The 21729-nt window shown below is 66.6% G+C and carries 24 protein-coding genes; 13 read left to right on the top strand and 11 right to left on the bottom strand.

The window, feature by feature from the left end; translation table 11 throughout:
• Positions 1–72: 72 nt before the first annotated feature.
• Genes AC5592_RS20940 through AC5592_RS20930 form a run of 3 tightly spaced genes read left to right on the top strand, consistent with a single transcriptional unit; the run spans position 73 to position 1744 of the window.
• Positions 73–990 carry a class I SAM-dependent methyltransferase gene (locus AC5592_RS20940; RefSeq protein ID WP_063065198.1) on the top strand — a complete coding sequence of 306 codons (918 nt, stop codon included), beginning with the start codon at positions 73–75 and terminating at the stop codon, positions 988–990.
• A gap of 59 nt (positions 991–1049) precedes the next feature.
• Positions 1050–1277 (top strand): Txe/YoeB family addiction module toxin, encoded by a 228-nt coding sequence (locus AC5592_RS20935; protein WP_084506956.1) that lies wholly within the window; start codon positions 1050–1052, stop codon positions 1275–1277.
• Positions 1278–1327: 50 nt separating this feature from the next.
• Positions 1328–1744 (top strand): nuclear transport factor 2 family protein, encoded by a 417-nt coding sequence (locus tag AC5592_RS20930; RefSeq protein WP_198163900.1) that lies wholly within the window; start codon positions 1328–1330, stop codon positions 1742–1744.
• Between the two features lie 6 nt (positions 1745–1750).
• Here the strand turns inward: AC5592_RS20930 and AC5592_RS20925 are convergent, their stop codons facing one another.
• The 3 genes from AC5592_RS20925 to AC5592_RS20915 all read right to left on the bottom strand — a co-directional run bounded on the left by AC5592_RS20925 (position 1751) and on the right by AC5592_RS20915 (position 4319).
• The gene (locus tag AC5592_RS20925) at positions 1751–2692 is read right to left on the bottom strand and encodes a sigma-70 family RNA polymerase sigma factor (protein ID WP_063065246.1); all 942 of its coding nucleotides are present in this window, start codon (positions 2690–2692) and stop codon (positions 1751–1753) included.
• 10 nt (positions 2693–2702) lie between these two features.
• A complete protein-coding gene (locus AC5592_RS20920) occupies positions 2703–3893 on the bottom strand; it encodes an NAD(P)/FAD-dependent oxidoreductase (protein ID WP_063065196.1) in 1191 nt (396 codons plus the stop codon).
• Positions 3894–3989: 96 nt separating this feature from the next.
• Positions 3990–4319: a hypothetical protein gene (locus AC5592_RS20915; protein WP_157122086.1), complete on the bottom strand. Its 330-nt coding sequence runs from the start codon at positions 4317–4319 to the stop codon at positions 3990–3992.
• Between the two features lie 225 nt (positions 4320–4544).
• Here AC5592_RS20915 and AC5592_RS20910 point away from each other — a divergent pair, with 225 nt between their 5' ends.
• Positions 4545–4745, top strand: coding sequence for a hypothetical protein (locus AC5592_RS20910; protein WP_157122082.1), 201 nt, complete (start codon positions 4545–4547; stop codon positions 4743–4745).
• A 98-nt stretch (positions 4746–4843) separates the two neighbouring features.
• On the opposite strand, the gene AC5592_RS20905 is transcribed toward AC5592_RS20910, so the two are convergent.
• A complete protein-coding gene (locus tag AC5592_RS20905; protein ID WP_063065195.1) occupies positions 4844–5488 on the bottom strand; it encodes a dihydrofolate reductase family protein in 645 nt (214 codons plus the stop codon).
• A gap of 239 nt (positions 5489–5727) precedes the next feature.
• Between AC5592_RS20905 and AC5592_RS20900 the strand changes: the two genes are divergently transcribed.
• On the top strand, positions 5728–6543 hold the full coding sequence (locus tag AC5592_RS20900) for an alpha/beta fold hydrolase (RefSeq protein ID WP_063065194.1): 816 nt from the start codon (positions 5728–5730) through the stop codon (positions 6541–6543).
• 66 nt (positions 6544–6609) lie between these two features.
• Here the strand turns inward: AC5592_RS20900 and AC5592_RS20895 are convergent, their stop codons facing one another.
• Positions 6610–6921, bottom strand: coding sequence for an EthD family reductase (locus AC5592_RS20895; protein WP_036504946.1), 312 nt, complete (start codon positions 6919–6921; stop codon positions 6610–6612).
• A 131-nt stretch (positions 6922–7052) separates the two neighbouring features.
• Here AC5592_RS20895 and AC5592_RS20890 point away from each other — a divergent pair, with 131 nt between their 5' ends.
• Together AC5592_RS20890 and AC5592_RS20885 are read left to right on the top strand one after the other, a co-directional pair.
• Positions 7053–7955 carry a LysR family transcriptional regulator gene (locus AC5592_RS20890; protein ID WP_063065193.1) on the top strand — a complete coding sequence of 301 codons (903 nt, stop codon included), beginning with the start codon at positions 7053–7055 and terminating at the stop codon, positions 7953–7955.
• A 70-nt stretch (positions 7956–8025) separates the two neighbouring features.
• A complete protein-coding gene (locus AC5592_RS20885; protein WP_198163899.1) occupies positions 8026–9699 on the top strand; it encodes a pentapeptide repeat-containing protein in 1674 nt (557 codons plus the stop codon).
• Positions 9700–10037: 338 nt separating this feature from the next.
• Here the strand turns inward: AC5592_RS20885 and AC5592_RS20880 are convergent, their stop codons facing one another.
• The 3 genes from AC5592_RS20880 to AC5592_RS20870 form a co-directional block, all read right to left on the bottom strand.
• Positions 10038–10466, bottom strand: a complete 429-nt coding sequence (locus AC5592_RS20880) for a DoxX family protein (RefSeq protein ID WP_063065191.1) — start codon at positions 10464–10466, stop codon at positions 10038–10040.
• A gap of 419 nt (positions 10467–10885) precedes the next feature.
• Positions 10886–11500, bottom strand: coding sequence for a dihydrofolate reductase family protein (locus AC5592_RS20875; RefSeq protein WP_157122079.1), 615 nt, complete (start codon positions 11498–11500; stop codon positions 10886–10888).
• Positions 11501–11572: 72 nt separating this feature from the next.
• The gene (locus tag AC5592_RS20870; protein WP_063065190.1) at positions 11573–12415 is read right to left on the bottom strand and encodes a helix-turn-helix domain-containing protein; all 843 of its coding nucleotides are present in this window, start codon (positions 12413–12415) and stop codon (positions 11573–11575) included.
• 460 nt (positions 12416–12875) lie between these two features.
• Here AC5592_RS20870 and AC5592_RS20865 point away from each other — a divergent pair, with 460 nt between their 5' ends.
• A complete protein-coding gene (locus tag AC5592_RS20865; RefSeq protein ID WP_232329470.1) occupies positions 12876–13955 on the top strand; it encodes a lipase family protein in 1080 nt (359 codons plus the stop codon).
• Positions 13956–14101: 146 nt separating this feature from the next.
• Here AC5592_RS20865 and ychF read toward each other — a convergent pair whose 3' ends face one another.
• Positions 14102–15181: a redox-regulated ATPase YchF gene (ychF, locus tag AC5592_RS20860; RefSeq protein ID WP_036504953.1), complete on the bottom strand. Its 1080-nt coding sequence runs from the start codon at positions 15179–15181 to the stop codon at positions 14102–14104.
• A 435-nt stretch (positions 15182–15616) separates the two neighbouring features.
• On the opposite strand from ychF, the gene AC5592_RS20855 reads away from it, so the two are divergent.
• The gene (locus AC5592_RS20855; RefSeq protein WP_174372329.1) at positions 15617–16054 is read left to right on the top strand and encodes a GlcG/HbpS family heme-binding protein; all 438 of its coding nucleotides are present in this window, start codon (positions 15617–15619) and stop codon (positions 16052–16054) included.
• Between the two features lie 74 nt (positions 16055–16128).
• Here AC5592_RS20855 and AC5592_RS20850 read toward each other — a convergent pair whose 3' ends face one another.
• The gene (locus AC5592_RS20850) at positions 16129–16554 is read right to left on the bottom strand and encodes a GlcG/HbpS family heme-binding protein (protein WP_232329485.1); all 426 of its coding nucleotides are present in this window, start codon (positions 16552–16554) and stop codon (positions 16129–16131) included.
• Between the two features lie 100 nt (positions 16555–16654).
• Here AC5592_RS20850 and AC5592_RS20845 point away from each other — a divergent pair, with 100 nt between their 5' ends.
• Positions 16655–17095, top strand: coding sequence for a MarR family winged helix-turn-helix transcriptional regulator (locus AC5592_RS20845; protein ID WP_036504955.1), 441 nt, complete (start codon positions 16655–16657; stop codon positions 17093–17095).
• Positions 17096–17161: 66 nt separating this feature from the next.
• Entirely contained in the window at positions 17162–17401 is a 240-nt protein-coding gene (locus AC5592_RS20840) for a hypothetical protein (protein ID WP_036504958.1), read from the top strand.
• A gap of 97 nt (positions 17402–17498) precedes the next feature.
• Here AC5592_RS20840 and AC5592_RS20835 read toward each other — a convergent pair whose 3' ends face one another.
• Positions 17499–18113 (bottom strand): TIGR03086 family metal-binding protein, encoded by a 615-nt coding sequence (locus AC5592_RS20835; protein ID WP_036504959.1) that lies wholly within the window; start codon positions 18111–18113, stop codon positions 17499–17501.
• A 100-nt stretch (positions 18114–18213) separates the two neighbouring features.
• On the opposite strand from AC5592_RS20835, the gene AC5592_RS20830 reads away from it, so the two are divergent.
• Both AC5592_RS20830 and AC5592_RS20825 read left to right on the top strand, forming a co-directional pair.
• Positions 18214–19167, top strand: a complete 954-nt coding sequence (locus AC5592_RS20830; RefSeq protein ID WP_036504961.1) for a helix-turn-helix transcriptional regulator — start codon at positions 18214–18216, stop codon at positions 19165–19167.
• Between the two features lie 207 nt (positions 19168–19374).
• Positions 19375–21669 carry a carbon starvation CstA family protein gene (locus AC5592_RS20825; RefSeq protein ID WP_036504964.1) on the top strand — a complete coding sequence of 765 codons (2295 nt, stop codon included), beginning with the start codon at positions 19375–19377 and terminating at the stop codon, positions 21667–21669.
• Positions 21670–21729 lie beyond the last annotated feature (60 nt).

Below are 21729 nucleotides of genomic sequence, written 5' to 3'. Positions count from 1 at the left end.
GCGGGGGATAGTGACCCATCCGCGGGAACCGTTCCCCGACAAAGCAATAGCCCTCGCGATACGGTTGAAGCCATGACTTCCAGGCACGACGGCGACACCTGGGATCCCGCGACCAGCGTCGGCTCGACCGCCACCATGGCCGCGGCAGCGCGGGCGATCGCGACCCGCGCGGATCCGGAACTCATCGATGACCCGTTCGCCGAACCACTCGTCCGGGCGGTCGGGATCGATCTCCTCACCCGGCTCGCGACCGGCGAGACGCCTCCCGGCGACCTGGTCGAACAGGTCTGGATCGATATCGCCAAGGTACGCACCAAGTTCTACGACGAGTTCTTCCTCGAGGCGACGAGCGCGGGCATCGCGCAGGCCGTGATTCTGGCTTCGGGGTTGGACTCTCGTGGGTATCGCCTGCCGTGGCCGAGCGGGACCGTCGTCTACGAGGTCGACCAGCCGCAGGTCGTCGACTTCAAGACCCGCACTCTGGCCGGGCTGGGCGCCGCACCGACCGCCGACCGGCGCGCGGTCGGGGTCGATCTGCGCGACGATTGGCCCGCCGCCCTGCGCACCGCCGGATTCGACCCGGCCCGGCCGACCGCGTGGAGCGCCGAAGGACTGCTGGGTTACCTGCCGCCAGAAGCACAGGATCAGCTGCTCGACACCATCACCGACCTCAGCGCACCCGGAAGCCGGATCGCCACCGAGAGCAGGCCCAACCCGCAACCGGGCGACGACGAAACGACGAAACGAGGCCTGCACCGCATCTCGGACCGCTGGCGCGCCCACGATTTCGACACCGACATGACGAAGCTGCGCTATTTCGGAGAACGCAACGAGGCAGCCCCCTATCTGACCGACCACGGCTGGACACTCTCCGGAGCCGCCATCCGAAACCTGTTGGAAATCAACAACCTTCGTCCTCTGCACGGCGACGATATGCACATGGGCGACACCCTCTACGTCAGCGGCACACTCCACCGGAACAGCAACTAGCACCGGCCGGGCCCGCAACGAGGCGAGATCGAAGCGCGAGAGCTGCTGGACCCTGATGCCTGACCGATCGAACGGTTCTGCGGGCGGCGAACAAGCTGATCACCGCAGTCCTCGCCGACCCTTTCCGAGGCATCGGAAAACCCGAGCCACTCGAACATCAGCTCGCCGGAAACTGGTCGAGACGAATAACCCGGGAACATCGCTTGATCTACTACTACGTGACCGAGACCGAGATCGTCATCATCGGTGTAGGCGGGGGCATTACGACGATTGACACCCGAGCGTGACGACGAATTCTCGCCAGCGCGGGAAGGCGAGGACCACCAGGATCGGGGGCATGTCAGCGGATGTGATGACCACGTTGCGAGCGTTCTATGCGGCCGAAGCGGCCTATCTCACGGAGGGCGCCGAGTTCGGGGGGATGGCTCGGCACCTGGCACCGGATGTGGTCATGTACCAAGCAGCGAGCCTGCCTTACGGCGGTGAATGGCACGGACACGACGGCTTCCGGAAGTTCATCGCCGCGATGGGCGACAGCTGGGACGGTTTGTGGTTCGACGATCAGCGGTTCCTCAGCGACGGCGACCGGGTGGTCGTTCACAGCCGAGGTCGGTTGCGGGCGCGCCGCACCGGTCGCGAACTGAAAACCTCACTGCTGCAATGGATCAGCTTCCGAGACGGGCTGATCACCGAGTTCCGGCCCTACTATCACGACACCTCGGCCGTTCTGGCCGTGCTGGACGAGCAGGGATAGGCACGGTTACCACGATTCGATCAGCGGGACATCGTGGTCCTGCCGCTGCCATTCCTCGGTGAGGCGGCCGAGCCGGTGCCGGGCGGCGATGCCGCGCACGCCCGCGATCTTGTCGTCGCGGACCTCCAGGATCAGCACACCCACGACGCGATCGTCGAGCGTGGCGAGCATGGCCGGGCAGCCGTTGACCACGGCGGCATGGATGGCCGGCGAGCCACCGGCGAGTTTGCGCTTGGCCGGAGAGGGTTTGAAGCCGGCCCGCACCGCGCCGGCGACCCGCTCCGGCGTCGTGTACCGGATGAGTTTCGCGGCCCATCCCAGGCCGGCGCCGTCGGAGACGCCGGTGGCGTCGGCGGTCAGCAACGCCACCAGCCGTTCGGTCCGGCCCGAGGAGGCAGCGGCGACGAACGCCTCGACGATCCGGCGCGCGGATGCGCGGTCGGTCTCGGTCGTCGCGCCGGCGGTGGCGATTCGGCGCCGCGCCCGATGGAGATATTGCTGACTCGCCGATTCGGTGATGTCGAGGATGCCGGCCGTCTCAGCGTGGCTGTACGAAAACGCTTCGCGCAGTACGTAAACGGCGCGTTCGATCGGCGACAGGCGCTCCATGAGCGTGAGCACCGCCAAGGTCACCGATTCGCGCTGCTCGACGGTCTCGGCCGGGCCCAGCATCGGATCGCCGTCGAGGAGCGGTTCGGGCATCCAGGCGCCGACCGCGCGTTCGCGCCGCACCGTTGCCGACCGCAGGCGGTCGAGCGCCAGGTTGGTGACGACCTTGGTCAACCACGCCTCGGGCACCTCGACGAACTCCCGGTCGGCGGCCTGCCACCGCAGGAACGCCTCCTGCACCGTGTCCTCGGCGTCGGCGGCCGAGCCGAGTAGACGGTAGGCGAGCGAGGCCAGCCGACTCCGGCTGGCCTCGAAACGCGCCACGGTGGCGGTATCCATGAGCACGACCCTATGCGGCGACCACGCGCGGAGAATGCTCGAGGGCGGCGGCCGCGCGGTACTTGTGACTCGGCTTTCCGAAGGTCGGATGGCTCAAGGTCCAGGCGGCGGTGTCGAGAATCGTCGACTTGACGCGTGCGGCCGTCCGCCCGCACAGGGCCCACGACTTCGCGTGCGCGTCGCCGTCGACCAACTGGAAGATCCCGTCCTTGCGGCCGAGGCTGATGTGGTTGCCGACATACGACAGCGAGGTCGTCGATATCTTGCGCCCGGTCCGGTCTCCGATGATCGCCGCGGTCGCCTGCATAGCGGTGAATCCGGCCGACGCACAGGACATCGGCAACGGCCGGCCGTTCTCGCCGATGACGAAGACACTGTCACCGGCGACGTAGACATCCGGATGCGAGACCGACCGCATCTGACGGTCGACGGTGATCTGACCGTTGGCGATCACCTCGAGGCCGCTCGCGGCGGCAATCGGGTGCACGGCGAACCCCGCGGCCCACACGGTCGCGTCGGAGGCGAAAACGGCGCCGTCGGTGGCGACCGCGGCGTCCTCCTGGACGGACCCGATCGTGGTGTGTTCGTGCACCGAGATATCGAATCGCTCGAACGCGCGCAGCAGATGCCGTCGAGCTTTCACGCCCAGCCAGCCGCCCAGCTCACCGCTGGTGACGAGACCGACGCGAAGCCCCGGGCGAGATTCGGCGAATTCCGTGGCAGCCTCGATCGCGGTCAGGTTTCCGCCGACGACCAGCACCTTCCCGTCTCCGCCCAACTCGTCGAGGCGGGTGCGCAGGCGCAGCGCGGACGGTCGCGCGGCCACGTGGAAGGCATGCTCGTGGACGCCGGGAACACCCTGATCGGCGGCGGTGCTGCCGAGCGCGTAGACGAGGGTGTCGTATCCGAGTCGGTCGATGCCGTCACCGTCGGCAACCGCCACCGTCCGGTCCTCGACGTCGACCGCGGTGACCCGTGCCACTCGCAATCGGACGCCCATACCCGCGAACACCTCGGCCAGCGGCCGATGGCGCAACTTCTGCCCGGCGGCGAGCTGATGCAGCCGCAACCGCTCGACGAAATCGGGTTCGGCATTGACGATTGTGATCTCGAAGTCGTCCGGATGCAGTTGGCGGGCCAGGTATCCGGCGGAGAAGGCTCCGGCATATCCGGCCCCGAGAACGACGATGCGGTGCTTCATGGTTCGCTCCTGTCTGGTTCACGTGCTCCCTGAACGAGACAGGGCGCGAATTCCTGACAGGAACGAATGGTGATGTGGGTCACCGTCGAGGATCGATCAGCCCTTGTTCGCCGGTTCCGCGAGCTCGGCGGGTCGTCCGGCACGCTGCGCCTTGATGCTCGCCTGCCACTTCTCGAAGTCCGCGCGCATCACCGATATCTGACGTTCGATCGCTTCCTGGGTGTCCGACCACCAACTCTGCGCGGCATCCCGAAGTTCCGCCGCGGTCTTCTCGAACTCGTGCCCCTCATGTTCGAGAGTCGCGGTCAGCTTTTCCCGCCGAGCCTGCAATGCGGCACGGCTCTTGTCCCGAGCCCCGGCGGAGGAGTCTTCGAACTGCTTCACCCGGACCGCGAGATCCATCAGTGATTCCGACAACGGTTTCATATTCATGCCCTCTCGAAGCGGTGCGATCCTCGGCAGGATCCCGGTTGTCGCTGTCCAGCGTTGCCGCTTCGCTGGGCCGGACCAAGGGCAGAACGTCCTCTGATGTCCCGCTATGGAGATGGCCTTCGGCCCGGTCGGGTCCTCACGGACGCGCAGATGGGGCATGCTCTGGCCGGCACCGGGTACGCGCGAGACAAGAACAGTCGTCCGATGAGGAGTAGTCCGATGTCAGGAATCGCGACCCAACTGGGGCATCGAATATCGGCCGCGGCACATTCGGCCTGGGCGATGGTCCACCATCCCCGCCGCGAACCGAACACCGATCTCGCCGCCGAACACCACTCGACCACGAGCGACCCGACCGGCGGTAAGCAACCCGGCGAACCCGAATCCTCGCCCCGCGGGCTCGGTGGCATGGACTTCTAACCACTTGGTGCCTGAACTAATCGTGCAAACCTCGTCGCTTCATGCGGTTTTCGCGCAATTTCGCGGAGGTTTGCACGGAAAGTTCAGGGGCTCTGCCCTCAGCGACGCCAGAACAGATGGTGCGTCACACCACTCGGACTCGGCACCCGCTCCAAGTGAAAGCGGTCCGTGAGTTCGTCCGGACTGGTCCACAATTTCTCGCCGCCGCCCAGTTCGACCGGCGCGACGGCGATGTGCATCTGATCGATGAGATCCGCGTCGAGGAAATCGCGGATGGTGGAGACGCCACCGCCGATACGCACGTCCGAGCCGTCGGCGGCTTCGAAAGCCATCCCCAGAGCCTCTTTCGGAGACGCATCGACGAAATGAAACGTGGTGTCCCCCAGCACGATAGAGGGCCGCGGATAGTGGGTGAGAACGAATACCGGCGTACGAAACGGCGGTTCGTCACCCCACCACCCCTGCCACTCGTAGTTCTCCCACGGCCCGCGCTGCGGACCGAATTTGTTGCGCCCCATGATCTCCGCGCCGATGTTGTTGCGATAGTCACGAGTGAAGTAATCGTCGAGGCCGTAGGTTCCACCCGGCTCGGTACGGGTGGGCCAGTGCGCCGTGGGGCCACACCAGGCGAACAGCGCGCTCGGATCGGCCTGCCCGAAAGGCCGTTCCAGACTCTGCCCTTCCCCGGCCCCGTAGCCGTCGCTGGAGAGGTTGAAGTTCTGCACACGAACCAACTGTGACATCGACGCCCTTTCCGATTGCAATGCGCAACCAGTTAAAGGTACCGATACTGCTCTTGTTTTGCAATCAGTTGCGAGGTCATTTCGCCGCGTAAATCCGTGCGATCAGGCGAAACGCCGTATCAGTGGCCATGTCAGGGCGATGTCAGCGCCGTGACAGCCGACCCGGCGAAAGTAACCGAACAACAGCGCAGAAACGCGGGGGACCAGCCTTCCCTTGCGCATCACCGAAAAGGAAAACAATGTCCGGCAACTTCACTTCGCACTCGGCAGACTCGACCTGGACCGGCATGGTGCCCGTCGACGACACCGCGCTGGCCGTGAGCGACACCGGCGGCTCCGGCCGGCCGATCGTCTATCTGAACGGCTCCTATGCCAGTCAGCGGCACTGGCAGCGGGTCATCGCCGACCTCGGTCCCGGCTACCGGCACATCACCTTCGACGAACGCGCCCGCGGTAAGTCGAAGCGATCCGAGGACTATTCCTTCGAGGCGTGTCTGCGCGATATCGACGCGGTCCTCGACGCACGGGGAGTGCATCAGCCGCTGCTGGTGGGCTGGTCCTACGGCGCGTTGCTGGGGGTGCACTGGGCCGACCGCCACCCGGACCGGGCCCTGGGAGTGGTCGGGGTGGACGGGCCGTACCCGTCCGGCTGGACCGACGAAGCCGGCCGGGAACGACTCCGCAAGACGTTTCGCCGCATGCGATTGCTGCTACCGCTGGTCGCCCCGATGGGCCTGGCCGCGCGTATGAGCGCCGACCAGCATGCCGAGATCCAGATCGAGGCCCATGAGCTCCATGCCGCCCTCGGCCCCATCCTCGACAGCATGAGCCGCCCGGTCCGGTACGTGGCCGCCTCGGCCGAGACCGTCTACGACAAGGGCGGTGAGCTGGAGCAGATGCGCCGCACCCTCGACCCGTACCTGGAGCGGAACCCGAACCTGAAGGTCAGCGCGAGAGTCGCCAGTGACCACGGCAAGATCCTGCGCAAGGATTCCCCCGCGGTCGCCGACGCGGTCCGGGAGATCGTCGGCCTCCTCGAGTACAAGGAGAGCTGAGCGGTACCGAACTCTCTTGCACGCAACGGCATCCCGCGCGCCGGCGCCGCACTCGGCGGTCCTGCCTCAGATGACGCCCTCCCGCACCGGATAGTCGATGACGACCACACCGCCGGTGGCGTAGTTGACGACATCGGCGGCCGCCCGACGGCCGTACGACGACGCCCGCATCGCGGCCAGGGCGGCGGCGTCAGCGAAGTCGGCTTCGAAGACCGCGAAATACGGCGCTTCTCCGTTGGTCGCCGCCACATCGAAGCTGTAGCGCCACCCGAGCAGGCCGGGCCACTTCGTGACCAGCGGAAGGTGATTGGACACGTAGTAGTCGCGGAAGTGGTCAGGGTCGGCGGGCTCGGGATACAGGACTACCAACTTATGCATGACTGCCTCCTGCATCTACCGCGGTCGATCGAATCGTCATATGCGCAGGTTAGGGCTTGAACTGGGGGCGAGGGAAAGACCGGGACGCGATAGACTCAGAACAGATCGTTATCAATCGGCAGGGAGGGCACGTGGCGCCGGATACGGTGAGCCTGCGGTATTTTCTGGTGCTGGCGCAGGAATTGAACTTCACCCGCGCGGCCGCACGGATCGGTATCGCGCAGCCCGCACTCAGTGCCCGGATGCGCCGATTGGAGGCGGAACTGGGTACGAGCCTGCTGGTCCGCACCACGCGCAGTGTCGTATTGACCACGGCCGGTGTGGCTTTGGCGGAGTCCGCGCCGCCCGCGCTGGCGGCGCTGGACCGGGCGTGGGACACCGCCCGGAAAGCAGGGGCTGGTGAACTGGGCACGCTGCGCATCGGTTACAGCCTCAGCACGGGGGCCGAGACGGCACCGGCCTTGGTGGACGAGCTCATTCGCAGCAGCCCGGGACTCGAGGTCGGCGCGGTCCCGATGGCGACACCGGAGATCTCCCCCGCGGTCGCCGACGGCCGCATCGATGCGGGGATCACCCGCGGTGAACAGCCGGGTCGTGGCGTGCGCCGATTCCTGTTTCGGCGTGAGCGCGTCGGGGTCCAACTGGCACAGCATCATCCGCTGGCCGCACACCCCGAGATCGAGATCGCCGATGCGGCCGCGTATCCGCTGCGACTCCCCGACCGTGCCGCCAACCCCGTGATCCACGATCAGCTGTCCGCAATTTTCCGCGACACCCGGCCGAGCCCCCGATTCCACACGCCCACAGTCTCTTTCGACATGGCGCAGCGCGACCTACGCGACGGGCTCACCCTCGCTCCGGCCGGTGAAGTCGCGGTCACGACACAACCGGCCGGTCTCACGTGGCGACCGCTGCGGGGCGCACGCACCTTGACCATCCACCTCGTCCTTCCGCGCGTGCAGTCACCACTACACCGGCGCATCCGTACCGTCGCCAAAACCCTTGCACACGAGCTGCACTGGCTGCCGGACTGAACGCGCGGCAGGTCCGGCGGTTTGCCTACGGTCGATGGCGCTTACCTCCGGTATCGAGCAGAATCGTGCAGTGACCAGGAGACCGACCGCGCTGCGCGCAGCCTTGACCAAGGAATCGCGCGCGGCGTTCAGCCGCCGGGCGGGACGAATACAGCTGTTCCCCGCGGTCACCGCGGCGCTGCTCGCCGGACTGGCTGTCGCCTTCGCGGCCTACGGATTCCTACGCTGGATCACCCCCGTCGATGCGACCAAGCAAGCCGCCGAAATCGATATCACTCGTGTCGCATTGACCGTCGTCGCCGGTGTCGGCGGCGTGGTCGCCCTCGTCATCGCCTACCGGCGTCAACGCGATCTGGAACAGAGCCGGTTCGTCGAACGCTTCGGCGCCGCAGCCGCCCAACTCGGCGCGACAGATGTCGCGGTCCGAATCGCCGGGGTCTACGCGATGGCCGGTGTCGCCGATGGATCCGACGGCCCGCGCCGCCAGCAATGTATCGATGTGCTGTGCGGATACCTCCGCTTGCCCTACAGCCCGGAGCTCGGTGCCAACCACCAGAGCAAACTGGTCGTCAAACAGCACCGCGCGACGGCGGACAACACCCGCGCCGACGACCGGGAACACCACCACGAATATCGACACAATGACCGAGAAGTCCGGGCGACCATCGTCCGTGTCATTACCGACCACCTTCGGCCCAACGCCGCATACAGCTGGTCAACAGCCGATTTCGACTTCCGCACGGCCTATCTGGAGAACGTCGATTTCAGCCGTGCGCAGTTCTCGGGTGCGGCTCGGTTCGGCGGCGCGATCTTTTCGGGCGACGCCTGGCTCGGTAGCGCGACCTTCGCCGGCAATGCCGAATTCGACGGCGTAACGTTCTCCGGCAACGCATGGTTCGACGACGTAACCTTCTCTGGCAACGGCCATTTCGACGGTGCGACATTCTCCGGCAGCGCCCATTTCGAAGGCGCGACTCTCTCCGGAAACTCCCGGTTCGACAAGGCAACCTTCGCCGAGAACGCCTCGTTCGCCGGTGCGAACTTCTCCGCCGACTCCCGGTTCGGCGGCGCGACCTTCGCCGGCGACGCCCATTTCGGTGGGACGACCTTCGCCGGCAACGCCCGGTTCGATGGCGTAACCTTCTCCGGCAACAGCCATTTCGACGGCGCAACATTTTCCGGCAACGCGCGGTTCGGCAACGCCACCTTCGCCCGCGACGCCCGGTTCGACGGTGCGACCCTGTCCGGCAATGCCCGGTTCGGCGACGCGTCCTTCGCCGGCGACGCAGCATTCGGCGGCGCCACCTTCGCCGGCAACACCGGATTCGACAACGTGACCTTCTCCGGTGACGCGGAGTTCGGCGAGGCGAGCTTCTCCGGCAATGCCGAGTTCGGTGACGCGACCTTCGCCGGCGACGCAGGATTTCGCGGCACCACCTTCGCCGGCGACACGGGATTCGGCGGCGCCACCTTCGCCGGCGACGCCCGATTCGACCGTGCGACCTTCGCCGGCAATACATGGTTCGGCAGCGCGACCTTCGCCGGCAAGGCGCGGTTCGACCGTGTGACCTTCGCCGCCAACACCCGATTCGACGAGACCGACTTCGGTAGCGACACCATCTCGTTCGATGAACCGAGGCAGTGGGGACCTCCGACACCTGCATTCGACTGGAGCCAGGACCACAGTCGAAAGCCCACCAATATCGAACCGCAGGATTGGCCGCCTGTTGTCGCGGCACATTAGCCGGCCGCAATCCTCTCGAGAATCGCTTTGGTTCCGCCTCCACGCCCGACCTGTTCGCGCTCACCCACGCCGCCAGATTGCCACCGAACTGAAACGATAAGAGGACTCGCCCGTGCACGGCACAGGCTCGCCCCTCGGGCGGAGGCACACCGACCGCCGCGAAACAACAACTGTCAGCATGCGATTCGGAGGGTCGCGGGGTAGGCGGCCCGATCCGGTGACGTCCGCCCCGCGACCGGCGATGGGACAGCCCGACCAACCCGACCGGACCGTCCCCGTAACGCACAACGCGGCTACCGGCGGCTGGGTGCCGCCGGTAGCCGGGCGTTATGCGTGGGTCATCGCTTGATCAACGCGCGCAGGGCGGTGATCGAGGCCCGGCGTTCGTAGGCGATCCAGGCGAAGATCGCGGTGAGCACCAGCGGGAAGGGAGCCAATTCCGGGGTGCCGGCCAGGAAAGCGTTGAAGCCCGCGGCGAGGAAGGTGACGATCGCCAGGCCGATCGCGGCGGCCGCGGCCAGTCGGGGCACCATGAGTCCGATCCCGCCCGCGACCTCGGCGAGACCGATGAAGACCAGCAGCGCCAACGGGATCGAGAAGGCGGTGGCGTTGTTTTCCATCAGGGTCTGCGGGATGACGAGCTTCGGGCCGCCGGAGGCGATGATGAAGAACAGACCGAGCACGATCTGCAGGGTCCACAGGACGCGGTTGCGGATCTTGCCGGGGCGGGCGGCGGCGGTGGTCTGGGTGGCGGTGATGGCGGTCATCTCTTGTTCCTTCTGGGTCGGTCGCGCCGGGTTGGTGGCGCGTTCAGCAGTAGGGACGGGGGCGGTCCGGAAAACTCATCGCCGCGGTCGAAAGAATCTTCACCGCCGTCGAGGTCGGCCATCGCACCGCGCCGGCGAAACGACCGAGCCCCCACCCGAATACCGGATGGGGTCCTCAGTAGAGGCGCTACCAGCAGCGATGCAAGCGCTGCCCTACTTCTTCCACAGCCGATTACGAAGCCGCTGCCATTCAGCCCGGCCGACGGCTCGTGTCACCCTGGCGAGAGCACGGTTCAGACGTCACAAGACGGCCCCGCGGGCGTACGAGCCTCGAGGTCGACGATCCGGTTGCGCGGAATCTGTAGCCGCTCGCTGGGCTCGATGCGGAGGGACCGCCGACAAACGGGAAGGCGTACAAGTCATTTCCTGACTTTGAACCGCAGATGCAGCACGCGCTCGCCCTGGATGACCACATGGGGGTCTTCCAGCAGATGCCGGCCGACGATGTCGCCGAAGAAGCGTTTACCGGATCCGAAGACCACGGGGACCACGTCCATGGCGACTTCGTCGACCAGGCCCGCGGCGAGGATCTCGCCGCCGACCCGTCCGGCGTTGACGGCGACGGTGCGGTCACCGGCGAGCTCGCGCGCGGTGGCGATCGCGGAAGCGACGTTGTCGGCGAAGTGGTACGAGGCCTCCGGATGCCAGCCCTGCGGTTTGGGGCGGTGCGAGACGACGACCACGTGCTCTCCGGCGGGTGGCTGCCCTTCCCAGCCGTTCACCAGGTCGAACAGTGTGCGGCCCATGACGATCGTCCCGATGGACGCCCACATGTCGCGGACATAGTCCGCGGAGGCGCGCGAGACCTTGAATCCGGCTCCGGTGCCGGAATGGTCGAAACCCTGATCGCCGGCAGGTTCGGTGATCAAGGTGTCACCGCTGAAATACCACTCGTGCAGCGGGCCGACGTCATCGTTTTTATCGGCGATGAAGCCGTCCACCGACATCACATTGTGCATGATCACCGCGCTCACGGTGTCTCCTCGGGTCGCTCGGGTAATGGTTTCCGATTCTGCTGCACCCCGTGAGCGCACGCTTGTAAAAAATCACTCGGCCGGCATGGGTCCGGCATCCGGTGGGAATCGGTCCTGGGCGGGAAATCTGCGCCGCAGCGCCAGGTAGTCGGTGGGGGTGTGGCCGGTGAAGGCCTTGAACTCCTTGCTCGCATGCGCCTGATCGAAATAGCCTGCAGCGTGCGCGAATTCGGTCCAGCCGATTGGGCCCCGCGTATTGACGGACAGGATCAGCCGGGCGAATCTGTAGATGCGCGCCACTCGCTTCGGTGTGACGCCGACATGAGATTTGAACTGCGCGGCCAGGTGATTGCCGCTCACCCCGGCAGCGTCGCTGAGCGCGGTGACCGGCACCGAACCGTAGGACCGCTCCAGCCGCGCCCCCGCCTGCGCGACCAAGTCGAGGGTGCGCGTCGGTTTCTCCGCGAGGCGCGATCGCAGCTCCTGCTCGACGAGGTCGAGCGCCTCGCCAGGAGAGGCGGTCTCGCCGAGCCGATTGCGGATGCGGTCCAGTGCGCGCTGCCACACCGCGTCGACGGGCACATAGCGATCCCGCAGCTCGATCGCCGGAACATCAGTGAAGGCCGAGAGCCCCCAGGGCTTGAAATGTACTCCGACCAGTCGCACATGGGCCGGATACTCCAACAGGACGCGCTCGGTCCACAAGCCCATGAACCATCCGTCGACCAAGGTCGCGGGCGGCACCGCAGGGTCGCACACCGACAGCCGGACCGGATCGCCGAGGTTGATGAACAAATGCGCCGAAGGCATCGGGGGAACGAGCACGCGGCGATGGCGCGGCACTCCGGACAGACAGTAGATGTCGTCGATGAACCGGCTCAGCGGTGGGGTGAGGACCCGCCCTACGTAGCGCATACCTTCAGTGTTGTGCATCCACGGCGCCCGGATCGGTTCGACTGGTGTGCCCCGAGAGGTTCGGGCACTGGTGGAAACGGTGGGACCGCGCATCGGGCGGCAGCCGCGACCGGCGCGATTTCGTCGTCGGTTCGGGTATCCGGCCCGGTCGGGGGATGTAATCTGACTGCCCTCAGGGGGATTCGCCGGAGTCGGCTCCCTCCAGGGGAGGGAAGTTCGAATGACGGGCAGTGTCGTATCAGCCTGTGGCGCAGCGTGTTCAGTGGTCAAGCGCGGTCAGCTGCGCTCGGTTCTGATCGCGGTTTCGGCCGTGTTGTGCATTACCGGTACTTCCGTGGCGGTCGGTAGTGCGGATCCGATCCCGATTCCGCAGAACGACCCGTTCTACACCCCGCCGTCGGGCTGGGAATCGCAGGCGCCGGGCACCGTGCTGAATTCGCGGCCCGTCGAGGTGGCCTCGATGGGTCCGCAGGCGCAGGACGCCGATGCCTGGCAGTTGCTGTATCGAACGACCGATAACACCGGTCAGCCCATCACGACCGTGACAACGGTGCTGCGGCCACGAACGGGGCAGGTCAAAGGCTTGATCAGCTATCAGGCTGCCGAAGACGCCTCGGCCCCGGAGTGCGCTCCCTCGTTCGCGCTCCGGCAAGGAGCGGTCCCGATGGACCACAAGTACGACGCCTCGCTCGATTTCATTCAGATCGGCCAGATGTTGTCGTCCGGTCATGCGATTTCCGTACCCGATTGGGAGGGAGCGAACGGGGCGCTGCTCACCCCGAACCAGCCGGGCTATACCGCGCTCGACGGAGTGCGCGCAGCCGAGGCTTTCGCGCCACTCGGCCTGTCCGGCACCGATACTCCGGTTGCCGCGGTCGGCTACTCCGGCGGCTCGTACGGCAGCGCTTGGATCGCGCAGGTTCAACCGACCTACGCTCCCGAACTACGACTGGTCGGTGTTGCCCGGGGCGGCGGGGCGGGCGGCGCGGCAGAGCCCATGAGCATGTACCTGCAGTCGCTCGACGGCGGTCCGTTCTCCGGTTTCCTGCTGTCGCTCCTGCCGGGCATGATGCGCGCCGACCCGCGGATCGCGGCGGTTTTCGACATGTATCTGACGCCCGCCGGGAAAGCGTTGATGGCTGCGGGTGGCGACGAATGCTCGGTGCCGGACGTGGAACAGCATGCGTTCCTGCACATGGACGACTACCTGACGATCCCGTATTCGCAAGTGCTCGAGCAACTCCAGGCATCGTTCGACGAGATCGACGGCATCACGGCACCGACCGTGCCGCTGTTCCTCTATCACGCCGTGCACGACGAGATCGTCAACATCGCACCGGTCGACCATACGGTGGCGAATTGGTGCGCGACGGGGGCGCCGATCACCTACACACGGGACGAAATGAGCGAACACGCCAGTCTCGAGGTCGCTGCGATCCCCGCGGCCATGCGTTGGATCGATGACCGTCTGGCGGGGCAGCCTGCGCCGGATGGTTGTTCGATCCGCACGGTGCCGTCCATGTCGCTCGGTGGTGCTTAGCGCGCGGTCGGGACTACGCGGGGCGATGCCCACACAGTTCGACCGAACAACCGAGCTCCCTCCCGGTCTCCGAAGGGAGCTCGGTCAGAGTCTCCGACCAGCAAGGTCACTGACTCGATGCCTACTTCTTCTCAGACGCTGATCCGCTATACGTTGAATCTGAACTCGACTACATCCCCGTCGTGCATGACGTAGTCCTTGCCTTCCATCCGCACCTTGCCCGCGGATTTGGCGGCGGCCATGGAACCGGCCTCGACCAGATCGTCGTAGGCCACGATTTCGGCCTTGATGAAGCCGCGTTCGAAGTCGGTGTGGATGACGCCTGCCGCCTTGGGCGCGGTGTCGCCCTGGTGGATGGTCCACGCGCGGGCTTCTTTCGGGCCGGCGGTGAGGTAGGTCTGCAGGCCGAGGGTGTGGAAGCCGGCTCGGGCCAGGGCGTGGAGGCCCGGTTCGGTTTGGCCGATGGATTCCAGGAGCTCCAGCGCGGATTCGGCGTCCAGCTCCAGGAGTTCGGCTTCCACCTTGGCATCGAGGAAGACCGCATCGGCCGGGGCGACAGCGGCTTTCAGTTCGGCGACGCGGGCCTCGTCGGTCAGGACCGACTCGTCGGCGTTGAAGACGTAGAGGAACGGCTTGGTGGTGAGCAGCGACAGTTCGCGCAGCAGGTCGGCGTCGATCTTGTCGCGGACCGCGTAGAGGGTCTTGCCCTCGTTGAGGAATTCCTGGGCCTGCTTGGCGGCGTCGGCTACCGGCTTGCGGTCCTTCTTGACCTTGGCTTCCTTGTCGAGGCGGACGACCGCCTTCTCCAGGGTCTGCAGATCGGCGAGGATGAGCTCGGTTTCGATGACCTCGATATCGCTGAGGGGGTCGACCTTGCCGTCGACGTGGACCACGTCGTCGTCGGCGAAGACGCGGACCACCTGGCAGATGGCGTCGGCTTCGCGGATGTTGGCGAGGAACTTGTTGCCCAGGCCCGCACCCTCGGAGGCGCCCTTGACGATGCCGGCGATGTCGACGAAGGAGACCGTCGCGGGGACGATGCGCTCGGAGCCGAAGATCTCGGCGAGCTTGTCCAGCCTCGGGTCGGGCAGCGGCACCACGCCGACGTTCGGCTCGATGGTGGCGAAGGGGTAGTTCGCCGCGAGCACGTCGTTGCGGGTCAGCGCGTTGAACAGCGTCGACTTTCCGACGTTGGGCAGGCCGACGATACCGAGGGTGAGACTCACGAGTGCAAGAGTCTACGCGGCGCACCTTCGGCGACCGAATCTGCCCAGGTCGCGACCAGTGCTTGGAGTACCCGAACCCGCGGACCCGAGCGCCTCGCAGATGGCGAAGCCGCGGCCACCACGCCCGTGCGCACCCGTCCATACCCGGACGTTCTGCCACCTGTGCGCGGGTGGCGGGCAACGCGACCGCGCTGTCGATCGCCGCATCCAGAAACGCGAGAGTGTCACGGCGGCGTGCGAGCGGATCGCGGTAGGAGCGCGCCTCTCGGCACCGTTCGTGCGGAGGTGAAGTCTCCCGACCACGGCAACGTCTCGGCCTGCTACGGAAGGCGGGACGGCTCCGCGACGCGGGGCACAAACATACACTGCCGCAAAGGATTAGGCGTCCCACACCGCCGCCCGCATACCGCGACGACACCCGGCTAAGGTCGACCCATGGCGCAGATCCCTCGACTTCCCGGATTGGGCTTGGCCGATGCCGATTGGCTGGTGACCGCGGCCCTGACGGTCGCCTCCGAACACCGATTTCCGCCGCTGGCGGTGGCGGTGACCGATGTGAGCGGCGCGGTGATCGCGCTGCGGCGGGCAGACGGCGGGATGCCGATGACGAGTCGCCTCGCAGTGGCCAAGGCGCGCACCGCACTCCTGACGCTGCATCCCTCGGGACAACTCCCGTTGCCGGGCGAGATCGTCGACAGCATTCAGCATCTCTACGACGGCGACTACATCCCCTTCGCGGGTGGGGTGCTCGTCACCGAGAACGGTGTGATTCTCGGGGCCGCCGGGGCCTCGGGTGCGCACGCGACACAGGACGAGGAGGCCGTGCAGGCCGCCGTGCAGCGGTGGCACGAAAACCGTTCGCACGCAGCCTGATCGGGCACACGGACATGATCTCGTAGCCACGGAAGCGTGGAGATCGGACGATGCGACCGAAAGACGGCGCTCGGCTATACCGGGCCGGGCGCCGGTCGAGTCGGTACACCCAGCCCGAACTCGGCGCATTCGTCGTCCTGTTCGGGCCGCCCGCCACTGACCGCGACCGCGCCGAGTACGACACCGTCGCGACGAATCAGCCGCGAGCCCGCGCCCGCCACGATCGGTGCCGGCGCCAGCTGATCGATGCGGTCGAAGAGGGCGGGCCAGGCCTTCTGGAGCTGCTGCAGTTCACCGCCGTCGCGATGGAACAGGGCGACGGCGGCCGCCTTCGCGGGAGCGATCCGGGCCGAGAGCGGTGGTGCACCGTCCATCCGATCCAGCACTCGCACGTGCCCACCCTCGTCCACGACGGCCACGGTCACCCTGACATCCAATTCCGCAGCGCGAGAGCGTATCCGAGCACTGATGGCGTGCGCTTCATCCAGCGTGAGCCACATCTTCTCCACCTCCGATAATCGTTGGGCGATCCAACGGTTCACTCAGGCGACGCTACGCCACATTCGTTGGCCCGTCCAACGAATCCACTAGACTTCACGCATGGACGACACACCCGCACGCCTGCGCGGCAAACCGAGCTGGCTGGTCAGCAAGACCGCGGCACTCGCCCAGCGGCATATCGGAGAAGCCCTGTCGGCGTTCGGCGCCCGCGGCTACCACTTCGCGATTCTGGCCGCGCTCGACGAGTTCGGGGCCGCCAGCCAGGTGGCGATCGGCCAGCGGTGCCGCATCGACCGCAGCGATATGCACGCTATGCTGACCGAGCTCGAGGCGCAGAAATACGTTGCGCGAAAACCGGATCCGGACGACCGCCGCCGCAACCTGATCACCCTCACCGCAGCCGGCGAACGACGACTGCACGATCTGGACGCCGCATTGACTACCGCCCAGGACGAGATATTCGACGGACTGACAACCGCAGAGCGCGACCGCCTGGTCCGCCTACTGACCCGCGTGCTGGACCGGCACGGGAACGGCTAGCAGAACCGGCCGAGCAGGCAAGGCGACCAAGGGCAGTCCCTCCCGTCTGCGAGTTACCATTGCGCCATGGTCCTGCCCGGAATCGACCGCCCCGACCTCCCCGAATACATGACGTGGGAGGAACTGGAACGGCTTCCGGCGGACGTGGCGGATCAGATCGAACTCTGGGAAGGGCCGGACGGTGTGACGCCGTTACGACCGGCCAACTATCTGCTGGTCGGCGAATGGACCCACGACGACGAGGCGGGAATTGCCTTCGGACACCCCTTCGATACCACGATGCCCTGGTCTGCCCTCGCCTTCTGAATCCGCCTTCCGCATCCCTTACAGAGTGCCCGAACGGGGCGTGCCGGCCATCGCGTGTCGGCACGAAACCCGTTCTCGCGGAGGACAACCAGCAGACTCAGGGGCGCGGGTTGCGGCCGAGGTAGCGCAGGAGGGTGTCGGCGGGGGTGTCGCCGGGCTCGGCATTCAGCACCGCCGCGTAGGCACCCCACTGGCGCAGCGGTTCGATCAGATCGGTTGCGGCAGTGAGGAGATGGGTGGCCAGGGTGTCGGTGAGCGGGGAGGGGCGGCCGGTGGCGATCGCGATGTCCCAGGCGTGGACGGCGGCGTCGAGGGCGGCCATGACGGCGGCGACGGGGGTCGGGAGGGCGCCGTGCGGGAGCGGGGTGGGGACGGTTTCGGCGTCGTCGGTGACGGTGGCCCAGGCGGTGGCGGTCTGGTCGAGGGCGGCGGAGATCAGCTCCACGCCGGTGCCGTCGAGCGAGCCGGAGGGGGCGAAGGGGTCGTAGGTGGGGCCGGCGCCCACGCCGAGGGCGGCGGCGAAGGCGAGCTGATCACCGGCGGCGTGCTGGACGACCTGGGTGACGGTCCACTGCGAGCACGGGGTGGGCAGGTCCCATTGAGCGGCGCCGATTCCGGCGACCACGTCGGCGAGGGCACGGTAGGAGTCGGCGACGACCTCACGCCAGACGGGGGCGAGGACGGCGGCAGGGGCAAGGGTGGTGGCGTTCATCGGAGGGCCTTTCGTTCTTCGTTTTCGGCGTTGAACTCAGACTATGTACCAATTAGGCTTGATTCCTTCCTAATAATCCGCCGCCGAAAAGGGCTTCGATGTGACGTCCACCACAACTCGGGTGCTGCGCCTGCTGTCGCTGTTGCAGGACCGCACATATACCGGGCGCGAGCTGGCGCAACGCCTCGATGTGAGCGACCGGACTCTGCGCCAGGACATCGCCCGGCTGCGGGAACTGGGCTATCCGGTCCATGCCGAGCGCGGAGCGGTCGGCGGCTATCGGATCGGCCAGGGCAAGACGATGCCGCCGCTGCTGCTCGACGATGACGAGGCGGTCGCGGTGGCCGTGGCGATCGGCCTCGCGGAGGACGGGTCCACCGGGATCGCGGATATCGACGAGAACGTGGCGCGGGCACTCGCCAAGTTGGAGCGGATTCTGCCGGTTCGATTGCAGCGCAAGGTGACAGCGTTGCGCACCGCCACCGAGATCGGTCCCGCGACGACCGGCTCACGCGAACCCGATGCGCCCGTGCCGGCACAGACTCTCGCCACCATCGCGTCAGCGATTCGCGGCACCAGGGTCCTGACCGTCGACGGCGGACTGCTCGAGCCGTATCGGCTGATCAACTGGCAACGCCGGTGGTATCTCGTCGCCTACGATCTCGAAACCCATTGCTGGCGTGCGCTTCCCGTGGCCTCCGTCGACCGCGTCGCGAGCGGATCCCGGCACTTCGCGGCCCGTACGCTGCCCGACGACGATCTCGTGGCGTTCGTGCTGCGGGAAATCGCCACGGCCGGTTGGCGTGTCCACGCCCGGATCACGGTACTGGCGCCCGCCGAAACGGTGATCGCCCGCATCAACCCGGCCGTCGGCGTGGTGGAACCCGTCGACGCACAGTCGTGTGTGTTGTACACCGGCGCGGACACTCTGGAGACGATCGCGATCTACCTGAGCATGCTCATGATGGACTTCCGCGTCGACGGACCGCCGGAACTCGTGGACCATATCCGGACCCTGGGCCGGCGCTATTCGTCGGCTGTTCCGCCCGAATGATGGCCGGGCCGCCCGACACGCGACCACCTGCGGTTCGACCCTCGAGGCCGGGATCCGGTCCGATGAACAGTTCCTGAACGGGGTGCGGATACCAGGGAGGGCTCGCCCGATTCGGCGGGATTCCGCTACCTTGAGTCAGTTCCACCTGATGTCCGGCCGGAAGCTCCTCTTCGATCGGACCTAGACCAGCACGGGAGAGTAGCTCGCATGGCGACCATCGAATACCTCCGAACCGAGCCGGAGCTGCCTCCCGTCGGGATCGTCGACCGCCGGCCGATCACGCCCGCCAAGAAGGCGATCTTCGCGGCCGTCGCCGTCTTCGGTGCGGTCGCCTGGGCGATCCTCGCCGTCGCCCGCGGCGAGAACGTCAACGCGGTATGGATCGTCATCGCGGCGGTGTGCACCTACATCATCGCCTACCAGTTCTACGCCCGGCTGATCGAATGGAAGATCACCAAGCCGCGCGACGACACCGCCACTCCGGCAGAGGAACTGGAGAACGGCACCGATTACATGCCGATGGACCGGCGGGTCCTGTTCGGCCATCATTTCGCCGCCATCGCCGGCGCCGGGCCCCTGGTCGGGCCGGTACTCGCGGCGCAGATGGGGTATCTGCCGGGCACGCTGTGGATCGTGATCGGTGTCGTGCTCGCGGGCGCCGTCCAGGACTATCTGGTGCTGTGGGCTTCGGTGAAGCGCCGCGGCCGCAGTCTCGGGCAGATGGCCCGCGACGAACTCGGCGTGGTGGGCGGTATCGCCGCGCTGATCGCGGTGCTGGTGATCATGGTGATTCTGCTGGCCGTACTGGGCATCGTGGTGGTCAACGCGCTCGCCGCGACCAAGGGCGCCGACGGGCAACTGCACGGCGGCAGTCCGTGGGGTGTGTTCTCGATTTCGATGACGATTCCGATCGCGCTGCTGATGGGTCTGTACCTGCGCTACGTGCGGCCGGGCAAGGTCGGCGAGATCTCCGTCGTCGGATTCGTACTGTTGCTGCTGGCCATCGTCTCCGGGCGCTGGGTGTCGGAATCCGGCTGGGGCCGTGATCTGTTCACCCTCTCGGGCACCACCATCGCGTGGATGCTGATCATCTACGGCTTCATCGCCTCGGTGCTGCCGGTCTGGCTGCTGCTGGCGCCGCGCGACTATCTGTCGACGTTCATGAAGGTCGGCACCATCGTGCTACTGGCGCTGGGCGTGGTGATCACCATGCCGGTGCTGCACGCACCCGCGGTCTCCCAGTTCGCCGGGAACTCCAAGGGTCCGGCTTTCGCGGGCAGCCTCTTCCCGTTCCTGTTCATCACCATCGCCTGCGGTGCGCTCTCCGGATTCCACGCCCTGGTGTCCTCGGGCACCACGCCGAAACTGCTCGAAAAGCAGTCGCAGGCACGGATGATCGGCTACGGCGGCATGCTGATGGAGTCGTTCGTCGCGGTGATGGCGATCATCGCGGCCAGCATTCTCGACCAGCATCTGTACTTCGCGATGAACACCGGTGGCCTCACCAGCGCGCAGGCCGCCGCGGACAAGGTGAACGCCCTCGGACTCGGCGGGACACCGATCACCGCGAACGAGTTGAACCAGGCCGCCCACGATGTGGGTGAACAGGCGATCTACTCGCGCACCGGCGGCGCGCCCACCCTGGCCGTCGGTATGGCCGAGGTGATGCACAACTTCATCGGCGGCGCCGCGATGAAGTCGTTCTGGTACCACTTCGCGATCATGTTCGAGGCGCTGTTCATTCTGACCACCATCGATGCCGGCACCCGCGTCGCACGCTTCATGCTGTCGGACACGCTCGGCAACCTCGGCGGACCGGCCCGCAAGTTCAAGGATCCGTCCTGGCGGCCCGGAGCCTGGCTGTGCACCTTCGTCGTGGTCGCCGCCTGGGGTTCGGTGCTGCTGATGGGCGTGACCGATCCGCTCGGCGGTATCTACACGCTGTATCCGCTGTTCGGCATCGCCAACCAACTGCTGGCCGCGGTCGCGCTGACGGTGGTGCTGGTGATCGTGATGAAGAAGGGGTTGTGGAAGTGGGCCTGGATTCCGGCGCTGCCGCTGATCTGGGATCTCATCGTCACCATGACGGCCTCGTGGCAGAAGATCTTCTCCGGCGACAAGAACATCGGCTACTGGACCCAGCACCGCATCTACAGCGACGCGCGGGACGCCGGGAAGGTGCTCGCGCCGGCCAAGAGCATGGCCGATATGGACAAGGTCGTACGCAACACGTTCATCCAGGGCTCGCTGTCGATCATCTTCGCGGTGCTGGTGTTGATCGTGGCCGTGGTCGGTGTGATCGTGTGCGTTCAGGCGGTGCGCCGCGGTGGTGGAGCCACCACCGAGACTCCGGAAGTGCCGTCGAAGATCTTCGGGCCGTCGGGCTTCCTCACCACCAAGGCCGAGAAGGAGGTGCAGCGCGAATGGGAGGAAATGGAACGCGCGGGAGCGGTGAAGGTCCCCGGAGCAGCCCACGCGTCGACTCCGGAACCGGCTTCCTAGCAAGCGAATTCGAGGGTTCCGGCGCGGCGGCAGGGGCCGCGTCGGCCCTGTCCGCCGCTA

Origin of the sequence: Nocardia violaceofusca NBRC 14427, assembly GCF_963869435.1 — a bacterium.
Classification (GTDB): Bacteria; Actinomycetota; Actinomycetes; order Mycobacteriales; family Mycobacteriaceae; genus Nocardia; species Nocardia aobensis.
Note: the sequence above shows the minus strand (reverse complement) of the source record. Positions and strands in the feature narration are given on the sequence as shown.